This window comes from Plantactinospora solaniradicis, from assembly GCF_042658085.1.
In the GTDB taxonomy this organism is placed as follows: Bacteria; Actinomycetota; Actinomycetes; order Mycobacteriales; family Micromonosporaceae; genus Plantactinospora; species Plantactinospora solaniradicis.
Map to the genome: position 1 here is coordinate 151,750 of NZ_JBHSPR010000013.1, position 12,406 is coordinate 164,155.

10 protein-coding genes are annotated in these 12,406 nt (G+C 70.8%); 4 read left to right on the top strand and 6 right to left on the bottom strand.

All coding sequences use genetic code 11. The features are described from left to right. Nucleotides 1–31 precede the first annotated feature (31 nt). A complete protein-coding gene (locus tag ACFP2T_RS18545) occupies nucleotides 32–532 on the bottom strand; it encodes a carboxymuconolactone decarboxylase family protein (protein WP_377423336.1) in 501 nt (166 codons plus the stop codon). A gap of 47 nt (nucleotides 533–579) precedes the next feature. Between ACFP2T_RS18545 and pdxR the strand changes: the two genes are divergently transcribed. The 4 genes from pdxR (at nucleotide 580) to ACFP2T_RS18565 (ending at nucleotide 5,174) form a co-directional block, all read left to right on the top strand. Further along, nucleotides 580–2,022 (top strand): MocR-like pyridoxine biosynthesis transcription factor PdxR, encoded by a 1,443-nt coding sequence (gene pdxR / locus ACFP2T_RS18550; RefSeq protein ID WP_377423337.1) that lies wholly within the window; start codon nucleotides 580–582, stop codon nucleotides 2,020–2,022. A gap of 247 nt (nucleotides 2,023–2,269) precedes the next feature. Then, a complete protein-coding gene (locus ACFP2T_RS18555; protein ID WP_377423340.1) occupies nucleotides 2,270–3,334 on the top strand; it encodes a lytic polysaccharide monooxygenase auxiliary activity family 9 protein in 1,065 nt (354 codons plus the stop codon). A 456-nt stretch (nucleotides 3,335–3,790) separates the two neighbouring features. Next, a complete protein-coding gene (locus tag ACFP2T_RS18560; RefSeq protein WP_377423343.1) occupies nucleotides 3,791–4,717 on the top strand; it encodes an alpha/beta fold hydrolase in 927 nt (308 codons plus the stop codon). A 43-nt stretch (nucleotides 4,718–4,760) separates the two neighbouring features. After that, a complete protein-coding gene (locus ACFP2T_RS18565) occupies nucleotides 4,761–5,174 on the top strand; it encodes a VOC family protein (protein WP_377423346.1) in 414 nt (137 codons plus the stop codon). Between the two features lie 24 nt (nucleotides 5,175–5,198). Here the strand turns inward: ACFP2T_RS18565 and ACFP2T_RS18570 are convergent, their stop codons facing one another. The 5 genes from ACFP2T_RS18570 to ACFP2T_RS18590 all read right to left on the bottom strand — a co-directional run bounded on the left by ACFP2T_RS18570 (nucleotide 5,199) and on the right by ACFP2T_RS18590 (nucleotide 12,389). Further along, complete coding sequence (locus ACFP2T_RS18570; protein ID WP_377423349.1) at nucleotides 5,199–6,164, bottom strand: alpha/beta fold hydrolase; 966 nt, start codon at nucleotides 6,162–6,164, stop codon at nucleotides 5,199–5,201. Nucleotides 6,165–6,407: 243 nt separating this feature from the next. After that, a complete protein-coding gene (locus tag ACFP2T_RS18575; RefSeq protein ID WP_377423351.1) occupies nucleotides 6,408–9,092 on the bottom strand; it encodes a hypothetical protein in 2,685 nt (894 codons plus the stop codon). Further along, a complete protein-coding gene (locus ACFP2T_RS18580; RefSeq protein WP_377423353.1) occupies nucleotides 9,085–10,425 on the bottom strand; it encodes an SWIM zinc finger family protein in 1,341 nt (446 codons plus the stop codon). Before ACFP2T_RS18580 ends, ACFP2T_RS18575 begins: the two co-directional genes overlap by 8 nt. A 204-nt stretch (nucleotides 10,426–10,629) precedes the next feature. Beyond that, nucleotides 10,630–11,697: a hypothetical protein gene (locus ACFP2T_RS18585; RefSeq protein WP_377423356.1), complete on the bottom strand. Its 1,068-nt coding sequence runs from the start codon at nucleotides 11,695–11,697 to the stop codon at nucleotides 10,630–10,632. Between the two features lie 62 nt (nucleotides 11,698–11,759). Then, nucleotides 11,760–12,389: a hypothetical protein gene (locus ACFP2T_RS18590; RefSeq protein WP_377423358.1), complete on the bottom strand. Its 630-nt coding sequence runs from the start codon at nucleotides 12,387–12,389 to the stop codon at nucleotides 11,760–11,762. Nucleotides 12,390–12,406: the final 17 nt, after the last annotated feature.

Sequence of the window (12,406 nt, forward strand, 5' to 3'; positions counted from 1 at the left end):
ACGGAGCCGCGCCGGCCGATCGGCCGGTGGGCTAGGCACCCGGCGTGTGGTGACCGGGGACCATCCGGGTGGACACCCCGAAGCGGTTCCAGGCGTTGATCGTCGTGATCGCGACGATGAGGCCGGCCAACTCGGTCTCGTCGAACTCGTTCGCGGCCCTCGCGTACACCTCGTCCGGGACGAATCCGTCCGTGAGTACGGTGATCGCCTCGGTCAACTCGATCGCCGCGATCTCCTTCGCCGTGTAGAAGTGCTTCGACTCCGTCCACGCGTCGAGCTGGATGATCCGCTCCGCCGACTCGCCGGCCGCCAGCGCGTCCTTGCTGTGCATGTCCAGGCAGAAGGCGCAGCGGTTGACCTGGGAGGCGCGGATCTTGACCAGGTTGAGCAAGGTCGGCTCGACGCCGTGCCTCGCGGCCGCGTCAAGGCGGATCATGGCCTTGTACGCCTCGGGAGCGAGCTTCGCCCAGTCCAGGCGTGGTGCGTGTGCCGGGACGCGCTCCCTGCCGTCGTGTGCGTGGTCCATCGTCATGTCAGCAACGCTACGCGCCCAGTGGCACTGAGGTACGGTCCATTTCTATGACGGATTCATGGGCCAATTCGGCGCCCGGCCCGCCTACCGCCTCCGGTGCCGACCTGCATCTGGAACTGGATCTGGAGGGCCCCGGGCTGCGCTCCGGGCTCATGGACGCCCTGCGGGAGGCCGTGCGGACGGGGCGCCTGGTGCCCGGCACCCGGCTGCCGTCGTCCCGTTCGCTCGCCGCCGATCTTGGCATCGCCCGTAACACCGTGGCCGACGCCTACGCCGAACTGGTCGCCGAGGGCTGGCTCACCGCCCAGCAGGGCTCCGGAACCCGGGTGGCGAGGCGGGCCGACCCGCGCACGGCCGCGCCCGCCGTTCCCCGCGCGAAGCCGACCCGGCGCCGTCCCACGTACGGCCTGCTGCCGGGTTCGCCGGACCTCGCGGGGTTTCCCCGCGCGCAGTGGCTCGCCGCGGCCCGCCGTGCGCTGACCGTGGCGCCGCACGACGCCTTCGGCTACGGCGAGGCCCTCGGCCGGGTAGAGCTGCGCACCGCCCTCGCGGACTATCTGGCGCGGGCCCGCGGAGTACACGCCGAGCCGGAGCGGGTCGTCGTCTGCTCCGGTTTCCACCACGGCCTGATGCTGATGGCGGAGGTGCTGCGGGCGCGCCGGGTACGGACGGTGGCGGTCGAGTCGTACGGCTTCGACGTCTATCGCGACCTGCTGACCAGCGCCGGCCTCAGCACCCCACCCCTCTACGTCGACGATCGCGGCGCGCGCACCGAGGATCTGGCGCGACTGCGCGGAGCCTGCGCGGTGCTGATGACACCGGCGCATCAGTATCCGACGGGGGTCGCGCTGCATCCGGACCGACGCGCGGCGGCCGTCGACTGGGCGCGTGCCACCGGCGGGCTGATCCTGGAGGACGACTACGACGGGGAGTTCAGGTACGACCGTCAGCCGGTGGGCGCCCTACAGGGACTCGACCCGGAGCGGGTGGTGTACTTTGGCACCGCGAGCAAGTCGCTGGCGCCGGGGCTGCGGCTCGCCTGGATGGTGCTGCCGGCGGAACTGGTCCCGGAGATCGTGGCGGCCAAGGGGCACGTCGACTGGTCGAGCGCGCTGGAGCAGCTGACGCTCGCGGAGTTCATCGCGTCGGGCGCGTACGACCGTCATCTGCGGTCGATGCGGCTGCGCTACCGGCGCCGCCGTGACCAACTGGTCGCGGCGCTGGCACGGCGGGCCCCCGGCATCCGCGTGACCGGCATGGCCGCCGGGCTGCAGGTGGTCCTCGAACTCCCGCGCGGGACCGAGCGCTCGGTCGTCCGGGCAGCCGCCCGGCAGGGCCTGGCGGTCGGCGGGATGGCGCAGTTCCGCTACGAAGTCGCAGACTCCGGCTGGCAACTGCCCGAGCAGGACGCGTTGGTGGTCAACTACGCCGCTCCCCCGGACAGCGCGTGGGCGGGCGCGCTGGACGCACTGTGCAGGGTGATGCCGTAGACGGAGGACTCTCCGTGACCGAGGTGGGCCGACCACGCCGGGAGGAGTCTCGCGGGATTCCGCAGCCCAAGATTCGCGCGCATCTATATGCTTGGTAGCATCGTCGCGGGAGCCGCCAAGCCACCGCAGGCAACACTGCCGTATTGCCTGCGCTTCCGGGGTCCTTCACATTGATCGGCGCGTGTTTCGTCGCGGGCTCGGGCATCCCGTCGAGCGACACAGGCGCCGGCGGAACGCTGGAGCTTTGATGAAAGTCTCACGAACAGCCCGCCGTCTGGTACTCGGTGCGGTCGCCGTCCTCGTCACCGGGTTCGCGATGGTCGTCGTCAACCAGCCCGGCCCGGCCTCGGCGCACGGGTCCGTCACCAACCCGCCGTCCCGGAACTACGGATGCTGGGACCGCTGGGGTGACGACCACCTCAACCCCAACATGGCGCAGACCGACCCGATGTGCGCCCAGGCCTGGCAGGCCAACCCGAACACGATGTGGAACTGGAACGGCCTGTACCGCGAGAACGTCGGCGGCAACCACCAGGCCGCCGTCCCGGATGGGCAGCTCTGTAGCGGCGGTCGTACCCAGGGCGGGCTGTACGCCTCGCTCGACGCGGTCGGCGCGTGGGTCGCGAAGCCGATGCCGAACAACTTCACCCTGACGCTGACCGACGGTGCGCGGCACGGTGCCGACTACATGCTGATCTACATCACGAAGCAGGGCTTCAACCCGGCCACCCAACCGCTCACCTGGGGCAGCCTGGACCTGGTGCTGCGCACCGGCAGCTACCCGACCACCGGGCTGTACGAGGCCCAGGTGAACGCGGGCAGCCGCACCGGGCGGCACGTCGTGTACACGATCTGGCAGGCGAGCCACCTCGACCAGCCGTACTACCTGTGCAGTGACGTGACCTTCGGCGGCGGCGGCACCGATCCGACGACCCCGCCGACCACCCCGCCGACGACCCCGCCGCCCACCGTTCCGCCGACCACCCCGCCGACCACCCCGCCGACCGGCAACGGTGCCTGCACCGCGACGTACGCGAGGACGAGCGAGTGGACCGGTGGCTTCGGTGCCCAGGTCACGGTCCGGGCCGGCAACGCCGCCATCTCCGGGTGGACGGTGCGCTGGACCTGGCCCAACGGCCAGACCATCACGAGTTCGTGGAACGCGTCGATAACCTCGAGCGGGTCGTCGGTCACCGCCACGAATGTCAGTCATAACGGCGCGTTGAGCGCCAACGCCAGCACCAGTTTCGGGTTCAACGGTTCCTGGAACGGCACGAACACCGCGCCGACCCTGACCTGTACGTCCAGATAGAAGCACCTGCGACGGGGGTGACACCGATCGGTGCCACCCCCGTTCCGCGTCTTGTCACCGGCCCGCGCCGTGGCTGACCCGCAACCGGAAGTCTCGACAGCCCTTCATCCGCGGCCATCCTCAGCCTGGGTCAGACTCAGGGCGCATGGGATGTAGCGGGATTCACCTGGTCTAACTGACACACTCGGCACCTTCGCGACCGGAAGAGGACACGCTCGACCGGTGGGCTGTGCAATGAACTCTTCCGACAACGGGATACAGGTCAGGCCCGCCCGCCGACCGCCCTGGCGGCGCGGCCGATCCCATCTGCCCGGATGACCACCCTGCGGGTGGATTGTTTGGTTACCGCGTTTCCGGCGTCCCGATTCGGGTAGCAAGCGCGATCTGGTTTCCTACGGCGTCTGGATCTGGTCCTTCGTCACCTGCCCCGGAGTCCCAGATGCGAAGGAGGCCGCCATGACCAAGATGCAGTTCCGTCCGAGCACGATGAACAAGGTTCAGTCCATCCCCAGTTCCGTCGCACACAGGAGAGCGACGGCGGCAGGGATAGAAGTGTTCTACCGTGAGGCGGGGATGGTCGGCGCACCGAAACTGTTGCTGTTGCACGGATATCCGGCGTCGTCGCACCAGTACCGCAACTTGATGCCGGCGCTGGCGGACCGCTTTCACCTGCTCGCGCCGGACTATCCCGGCTTCGGCAATACCGGCGTGCCGGATCCGTCCAACTTCGCCTATACCTTCGATCACCTTGCCGAAGTCGTCGATCAACTGATCAACCAGATCGGCTTCACGGGACCGATGGGCATCTACATGGAGGGCTACGGTGGCGCGATCGGGAACCGACTCGTCGATCGACACCGGGATTGGCTTCAGTGGCAGATCATTCAGAACGCGAACTCGTACGAGGAGGGCTTGAGTTCCGCCTGGGCTCCCTTCAAGGCACTCTGGAGCGACCGGAATCCGGACACCGAGCAGGCGATGATGTCGTATCTGGAGCCGGACGGGGTGAAACTCGTCTACACGCACGGCCACAAGGACCTGGAGTCACTCAGTCCGGACAACTGGAACATGGACCTGTTCTTCCTCGCCAGCCGGGACGCGAAGCGGGCCCAGATGGACCTCTTCTACGACTTCCGCACCAACATCGCGATGTTTCCGCAGTGGCAGGCGGCCGCCCGTACGTATCAACCCGAGACATTGATCCTCTGGGGCACGAACGACATCTTCTTCATCCCCTCCGCAGGCGAGATGTACCTACGGGATCTGCCGGACGCCGAACTGGTTCGGCTCGACTCCGGGCACTTCGTCGTGGAGGACAGCCTCGACGACGTCGTCACCGCGATCAACACGTTCTACGACGGGAGGGTCCGTTCGAGCCGCTGAGTGCGGGATGTCGTCCGAGCTGAGGATGGATGAGGAGGTAGCCATGGCCGACACGGCACCCGACTATTTCAAGCCGGAGGGTGGGATCTTCCTGGCCACCCTGTTGATAGTTCGTGACATCGACCGGTCACGGGAGTACTACGAGCGGGTCTTCGGAGCCACCTGTGTGCACGAGAGCAATCCGTTGATCCTCCGTTTCCACAACAGTTACATCATCATCAACGTCGAGGGTGGTCCGACGGACGACAAGCCGACGGTGCAGGCCAGGGCCCCGATCGATTCCAACACGTTGAGCTGCGCGATGAATGTCCGGGTCACCGACATCCGGTCCCTCTACCAGGAGTGGAAGTCCCGAGGCGCGGACTTCCTCACCGAGCCGAAGGACCACGGGACGGAGATCCGGTGCTACCTGCGCGACCCCGATGGCTACCTGATCGAGGTCGGGCAAGGTCTCTGACCGACAGCAATCGACAGCCACCCACTACCTCAGGAATTCCACCAGCTGCCGTGCGGTCTCCTCGGGAGCTTCTTCCGGAATGAAGTGCCCGACCGGTACCGGCCCGCCGCGAACGTCGTCGGCCCATCCCCGCCATATGCCGAGCGGATCGTCGTAGAGCTTCGCGACCGAGCCTCGTTGACTCCAGAGAAACAGCACCGGGCAGGTGATCTTCCGGTTGCCTCGGTCTGCCTCGTCCTGCTGGTAGTCCAACGTCGAGGCCGCTCGGAATTCCTCACAGATCGCGTGGACGGTGGCGGGATCGCTGAACTTCCTGATGTATTCGGCCCGCACCTCGGCCGGGAAGGCGTCCTTCACCTCGGGCCAGGTGTCGAGCATGAAGTTGACGAGGACTGCGGGTGCGGCGTCGATGAACTGCTCGGGTACCGGTTCCGGTGCCGCCAGGAAGGACCAGACCCAGTACGCGAGGCTGAACTTCCGCTCGGCACGGCCGTACGCGTCCCCGATGGGGACGACGTCCATGACGGCGAGCCGGTTGACGGCGTTTGGCTCGTCGAGCGCGAGCCGGTAGGCGCAGCGGGCGCCGCGATCGTGTCCGACGAGCCTGAACTGCTCGTAGCCCAGGCCCCGCATGACCTCGATCTGGTCACGGGCGGTCGCCCGCATGCTGTAGGGCTCATGGTCGGCGGTGCTCGGCGGCTTGCCGCTGTCGCCGTAGCCGCGCAGGTCGGTGGCGACCACGGTGTAGTGCTCGGCGAGCTGCGGCGCCACCCGATGCCACATCAGGTGCGTCTCGGGGATGCCGTGCAGGAGAAGGACGGGTGGCCCGCCGCCGCCACGGCGTCCGTGGATCGTCGCCCCCGACGTGGAGATGTCGAACTCGTCGAATCCGTCGAACACGGTACCGAACTCCCTCCGCAGCTCCGCGGGATCGTCCGTCCCACCGTCCTGTCGCAGGGCGACGACCAGCGCGACGGGCCGAGGCTCCACCCGTGGTCGGCCACCACCAACCAGTCAGGGAATGCTCGACGGCTTGGGGGCGCTGGCCGACTGCCGCCCCCCCCCGGCGCGGCTCTCCCGTGCCCCGGTCCCGACGGTAGCAAGAGAAGGGGGACGGACCGGGCTATAGCGGGAATCTACTGGAGGTTGCGATGGTCGCGGCCGCTCGCGGAGAGGATCGTCAGCGCGGATGTTCCGCCATCACGGGACGTGGATGGCCCGGGCCGAGCGGGGTTATCGACGGAGGGCTTCGGCGAGCTTGCGGGCGGCGGTGGCGAGCTGGCTGCGACCCGGCTTACCGGTGATCGCGGCGAGGCCCGGCGGCTCTGCGGTGTGCCGGCCGATCCGGGCCGCGTCAGCGGTGAGCGTGAGCAACTCGGGCAGCCCCGGGCGGGGCTTGGCGGCCAGCAGGTCGGGCAGTGCCGCCGAGGCGATCTGCCAGACCGCGTCGTGGGCGCCGGCCCTGAGCGCCTCGGTCAGGGGCTGGAGGGTACGTTGCAGGACGATGCGGTCGGAGCCGGCCAGGATGCCGAGCTCCACGCCGATGCCGGTGCTGTCCCAGCCGGGGCGAGCGGCGAACGTGGTGAGGGCGTCACCGGCCGCCAGCCGGACACTCTCCCGGCGGTTCGCCAGGGCGTACACCATCGTCAACGCCGTCGCGGGGCCGGCGGGGCCGGCGGCGGCGGCGAGACCGCCGAGGAAGCCCGTGCCTGGGTCCTGGCGGTCCACTGCGGAGGCGACGAACGGCTGTAGGTGCGCGGCGGCGATCTCCCGGTGTGAAGGGGTGACCATCGGCCACAGCGCCAGCGCGGGCATGTGCCAGGTGAACGCCGAGCGTTCGGCGGCGGTGCGGGTGTCGCCGAGTTCGGCTGGTAGTCCTGCCGGGTCGAGCATCGCGACGCGCCGACCGCGGCCGTGGGCGGTATCCCCGACCTCCTCGATCCAGGTACGCGCCTCGATGAACCCGCCGGCCAACCAGGCGGCGAATCGACGCCCGGCCGGCGAGGTGAGGTGCGCCGCGGCGGCGTGGACGGTCGGGTCGACCTCGCGGGGCAGGCGCAGTAGGGCCTGGGTCAGGTCGCCGGCGGGGGGCTGCCAGCGGTCGCGGTCGGCCTGTTGCAGGAGGCTCAGCACCCGCGCGGGGTCGACGTGACCGGCGACCGTGGCCGGGGTGGCCAGCAACCCGGGCGGCGGCTGGTGGATCAGACGGGGGATCAGCTCGGCGAACCGACCCTTGACGAACAGGCTCAGCGGCGTGTCCTCGCGGGCGATCTCCCGGCCGGGATGGCCTACGGAGCGGCCGAAGGTCGCGGAGATCAGCGCCGGCCAGTACCCGTACCACTGGGGGATCAGCGGCTCCAGCACCCGGGCGGCGAGGTCCCGGTCGCCGCGGGCGGCGCGGACCAGCCCGTCGAGGACGGCCTCGTGCCGGACGGGGTCGGTGTCGCCGTGACGCAGCAGGACGCTCAGCTCACCGGCGAGCGCGCCGAGGTCGAGCGGGGGCGGCATCTCCGTGGGCAGATCGGCCACGGCCAGCACCGGTACGGGTACCGCCGCGGGCGCGGCCGTGCCGAGCGCCGCCGCGAGCCGGTTCCCCACGGCGAGGTCGAGGGACGGTACCTCGGCCGCCAGCCGTTCGCGGGCCGTCCCGGACAGCCCTGCCAGTCGTGGTTCGACGAGGTCGAGGGTGCGCTCGGCGAGCTCGGGCACCGGGTGGTGCAGCCCGACGACGAGCCCTTCGACAAGGTCGTCGAGTGGCATCGTCCGCAGCCAGGCGAGGTGGGCGCGAACCAGCTTCTTCTCCGGCCGGCAGAGCATGTTCCGGGTGATCTCGGCCAGGGACACCGGATTGAGCTCCGTGGTCCGGTGCACCGTCTGCAAGGAGGTGTACGCGAAGTCGGCCACGGTGGACATCGACGCCGTCAGCAGACCGATCAGCTCCTGCGTGTGCCCGGCCAACTCCTCCGCCGTCGGCGCAAGCCCACGGACCAGTCCGAGGTAGGCCTGCAGGACGCCTTGACGTCCACCCGCGCGCAGGCGGCGCAGGCAACCCGCGACGAGCAGGCCACGGTCGACGCGGCCGGACCCGGCCAGCTCCAGCAACGCCGCCGGCCAGGCGCGGGCCGCGACCCCGGAGACGAACGCGTTCGCCACGCCGTCGTCGTCGAACAGGTACGCCGACAGCATGTGGTCGAACCACGGATCGGCGGCGAGCAGCGGTGCGAGCGGATGCCCCCGGTCGAGCGCCACGTACTGCGCGGCGGCGGCCGGCGTATCCGGAACGTCCGCACCCACCGACCGCAGCAGTGCCTCGGTGAACGCCCACGAAACGGCCCGGGTGCGTCGGCGGGTGCGGCGCAGCAGCCCCCGGGCGAGCGTGGTGCACCAAGCGGTCCCCCGGACCCGCAGCAGGGCGGGCACCATCTCGGGCGACACCTGCGGCGCCGGACCCGCGCTCCAGGGGCGGTGCAACAGCTTGACCGCGTCGGGTGCCTTCGCCGTACAGGCGACGTGGGCGAACCCGGTGGCGGCCCGCCGGAGGTTGTTCAGCTGCCAGGCGGCCCGCCGCGCCTCCTCCTCCAGCCGCCTTTTCTGCCATTTGCGCTCGTTCTCCCGTTGCCGGGTGCGCTGACGCGCGACCAGTTCGCGGATGCCCTGCAGGTCGCTGGGTGGCTTCTCGTCGCCGTAGCTGACGAAGCCCACGGTGAAGAAACCGGACGTCGGAAGCTCGGGCAGCGGCTCCGGCTCCAGCGGGGGCAGGACCACGGGTTCCGGCTCGGCATGCGCCGGGATGTGCCCGTCGAGGTGCGGCAACAGGGCGGTTCGATCCCCGTCACCGAGCCCGGCGAGCAGGTCGGCGAGCGCGTCGACGTCGGCGGCGTCGATCCTCGCGCGTACCTCGTCCCACAGGTCACTCATGCGTCCGCCCCGACTGCTCGACGATGACGACGGCCACGACGTGCTTGCACGGCCCACGGCGGCCCTGATGGTCCGCCCACCAGGCGCAGGTGCAGGCGAACTCGCCGTCGCGTCGATGCACCAGGTAGGTGTTGTCTCCCGAGGTGACCTCGATCCCCGCGGCCGTCCGCACCAGCCGCCCGGCCCCGGCGAGCACCCGCGCCGCCGCCAGCCTCGGATGCAGCGCCGCGACGACGTCGGCCCGGTAGGGCAGCGGACGGTGGAACGGCGAGGCCTCGGCGACGTCGTAGCCGACCTGCCCGGCCGTGGCCAGCGCGGCGAGCGCCGAGGTAACCCGGGTGGGATCCCAACCGGTGCGGGCCGCGACCGACGCGCGCGGGGCGACCGGGTCCTCGGCGAGCAGCGCGCTCAGCACCCCGGCGTCGGCATCGACGTCGGTGGCCGCTGCCTCGGCGGCGAGGTCGGCGAGCAACTGGCCGTCACCGGCGAAACCGTCGCGGGCGCCGGCCGACACCAGCAGCGTGAACCGTGCCGTGCCGAAATCGAGCACCCAGCCGCTGACCTGGGCCTGTGCCCCGGAGAGCGGTGGCGCGTAGAGGGCCACGGTGCGGGCCAGGGGAAGCAGCGGACGCAGTACCGACAACCGGAAGCCGTCGGCCACGCAGACCCCGCCGGGCGCCGGACCGGCCGTGGCCCGCACCGCCGAGCCGGCCGGCAGCAGCCAGCGGACCCGTCTGCCCGAGCGCGCCGACATCTCCGCCAGCAGCGCCACGGCCCGGCCCGCCGGGATCTCCAGCCGCAGGTCCAGCGGCAGTGCCCGCGCCGCCACCTCGGCCAGCCCGCGGAGCCATGCGCTGGGCAGCGGCACCTTCTTCTCCACGATGCCACCGTCGAGCGTCGCGACGGCGAGACCATCGGCGCCCACGGAGAGACGCAGCGGGTCCGCGCCACCCACTCTCGTCAGTGCCTGGTACAGCGGCGGATTGACGTCGACGTTCGTCGTGCCCCGGCCGGTGACCGTACCCTCCAGTTCGGCGGCGGCCAGGTCGAGCCGGCCGTACAGCCCGCCGCACATCGAGAGGGCCTCGAAGCGCAGCCGCTCGCCGTCGCCCGTCACCACCGGGTCCCGGCCGCGCCACGGGTCGTTGCGGGCCTGGCGGAAGTCGGCGCCGGCGATGTCGGCCAACGCGAGGAGCCCGCCGGCGACCACCCGGGGCGTGCGCACGAAGCCGGAGTAGAACGTCTGCTCCCGGACCCGGTCAGGCGCGGACGTGGCGAGCGCGAGATGGTCTCCGGCCAGCCCGGACGCCCGACCGTAGATACGGGTGTCCACAGTCGACGCCATGCTGCTCAATCGCCGATCCCTTTCCGGTCCCCGTCGTCCCGATGCCCCACGCATCCTGCCACCCGGTGCCGCGACCCGCTGTCCCCTCGCCGGTCACCCGCGCGGGCGCAGACCCGTGAGGCGTTCGGGTGCACGCCGGGCGCCGGCCGTCGACCGACCTGGACGGTCCCGACCGACGCCGGGTGCGGCAGATCAGCTACCGGACGCCTTGGGCGGAGTGCCGACGAGCGCGGATTCCCGGCCCTCTTCGCGGCCCTCGTCGCGGGCCCGGGCGAGTAGTTTCGCGAGCCGCTGCCGGCGTCGCCGGGTGACGGTCCGGAAGGCGAGAACGATGGCGCCGACGATGATCGCGAGGGCCAACTGTGGCCAGGGCAGGCTCCACACCGTCACCTCCGCCGAGCCGGGCTGCGTCTGCACGCCGGCCGGACCGCCGCCGAGGGCGGAAGGGGTCAGGTCGACGGTGGTGCGGAGCGGACCCAACGCCCAGACCCCGTCGACGCGGGTCTTCACCTTCCGGTCACCGCCCGGAAGCAGCTCCGCGACCTCGACCCGGGCTCCCCGGGTGTGCAGGCCGAACAGTTCGCCGACCGTCGCCTGGCCGGTGCCGGTCACCGCGACGTTGCCGTCGTTCGTCGTGGTGTAGCTGAGCCGGACGGTGCCGGCCGAGAAGGGGTTCCACGAGTGCCGGTAGGTGGCGGTGAGGTCGCTGACGGCCAGGGCGGCCGTGACCGTACCGGTGACCCGCGTCATGACCCGGAACCCGACCCGGCTCTCGACCGCCACCGTGCCCCCGGTGCTGGTGACCGTCGCCGCGATGCCGGCCGGATGGTCTCCCGGCGTGGCCCCCCGGGGAACGGTGATGGTGAACGGCACCACCTTTGTCGCCTTGGCACCGACGGTGACCCTCTCCTGCACCTTGATCCAGGTGCCGCCGTCCACCGATGTCTGGTGGGAGGGGAGCATGTTGAAGCGTCCCTTGTCGGTGAGGTAGCCGTCGGCCGCCTTCAGGGAGAAGACCACGGTGCCGTCACTGAAATTCCGCACCGCCAGGTGCTCGGTCACCACCTGACCCGGTTCGAGCGTGGGCTCGATCCACCGACGGCCGTCGGGACCGTTCTGGTTGGCCGGCTGGACCGCCCAGGTGAGCGTCGGCGTGGTCGGTTCCGCCACGGCACCGGCGGGCGCGATCGGCACGGTGACGAACACCGCGGCCAGCACGGCGAGCAGCCGCCGCAGGGCCCGCGGCGAGGTTCGGATCATGGCGGAGTCCTTCGCGGCAGGGGCGTGGTGGGGGCCGCGGCGCCGCGGCCCCCACCCGTGCGTCATTCGAACAGGGACAGGGTCAACGTCGAGGCGTACGAGCCGGCGGCGACATCTGCCGGGGTACGCAGGTACAGGTCGGCGTTGACAGAGTACGAGTCACCGGTGACGGCCTCGGAGTCGAACGTCGACACCAGCAGTTCCTGGTCCACCAGACCGACGTTGTTGCCGGGCTGGGTCGGCTCGTCGACGACCGTGACGACCTCCTCGCCCTCGGTGACCTGTCCGGTCTCGCCACCGTCGAGCAGCTTCGGCCGCCAGCCGAGGTGGCCGACGCTGATCGGTGCCTGACCGGCGGCGCCCACGAAGTCGGTGGCGCTACCCAGTACGGCCCACGCCGCGCCCTCGGGCACCTCCTCCGGGGTACGGGTGTCGGAGACCGTCACGGTGGGCAGGGTACCGACGAACTGGCGTACCAGCAGGGTCGAGCCGTCCTCGGACAGCGCGACGGAGTCGGCGGCGATCGACAGGGCGAGCACGCCCGGTTCCCTGATCTCCTCGATGTCGACCGTCACCTCCACGTCGGCGCTGTCGCCGGGGTCGGCCAGGGCCGGCGACTGTAGCGCCATCGTCCCGGCCAGGACGGCACTGGCCGCACCCGCGACCAGTCGCTTGCGATTCGATGTGCTCATGCGATGCTCCGTTGTCA

What these genes read in the sequence shown, in the direction of transcription:
- ACFP2T_RS18555 (WP_377423340.1), top strand. Translation starts at nt 2,270, where the DNA reads ATGAAAGTCTCACGAACAGCCCGCCGTCTGGTACTCGGTGCGGTCGCC.
- ACFP2T_RS18565 (WP_377423346.1), top strand. Translation starts at nt 4,761, where the DNA reads ATGGCCGACACGGCACCCGACTATTTCAAGCCGGAGGGTGGGATCTTC.
- ACFP2T_RS18575 (WP_377423351.1), bottom strand. Translation starts at nt 9,092, where the DNA reads ATGAGTGACCTGTGGGACGAGGTACGCGCGAGGATCGACGCCGCCGAC.
- ACFP2T_RS18545 (WP_377423336.1), bottom strand. Translation starts at nt 532, where the DNA reads ATGACGATGGACCACGCACACGACGGCAGGGAGCGCGTCCCGGCACAC.
- ACFP2T_RS18590 (WP_377423358.1), bottom strand. Translation starts at nt 12,389, where the DNA reads ATGAGCACATCGAATCGCAAGCGACTGGTCGCGGGTGCGGCCAGTGCC.
- ACFP2T_RS18585 (WP_377423356.1), bottom strand. Translation starts at nt 11,697, where the DNA reads ATGATCCGAACCTCGCCGCGGGCCCTGCGGCGGCTGCTCGCCGTGCTG.
- ACFP2T_RS18560 (WP_377423343.1), top strand. Translation starts at nt 3,791, where the DNA reads ATGACCAAGATGCAGTTCCGTCCGAGCACGATGAACAAGGTTCAGTCC.
- pdxR (WP_377423337.1), top strand. Translation starts at nt 580, where the DNA reads ATGACGGATTCATGGGCCAATTCGGCGCCCGGCCCGCCTACCGCCTCC.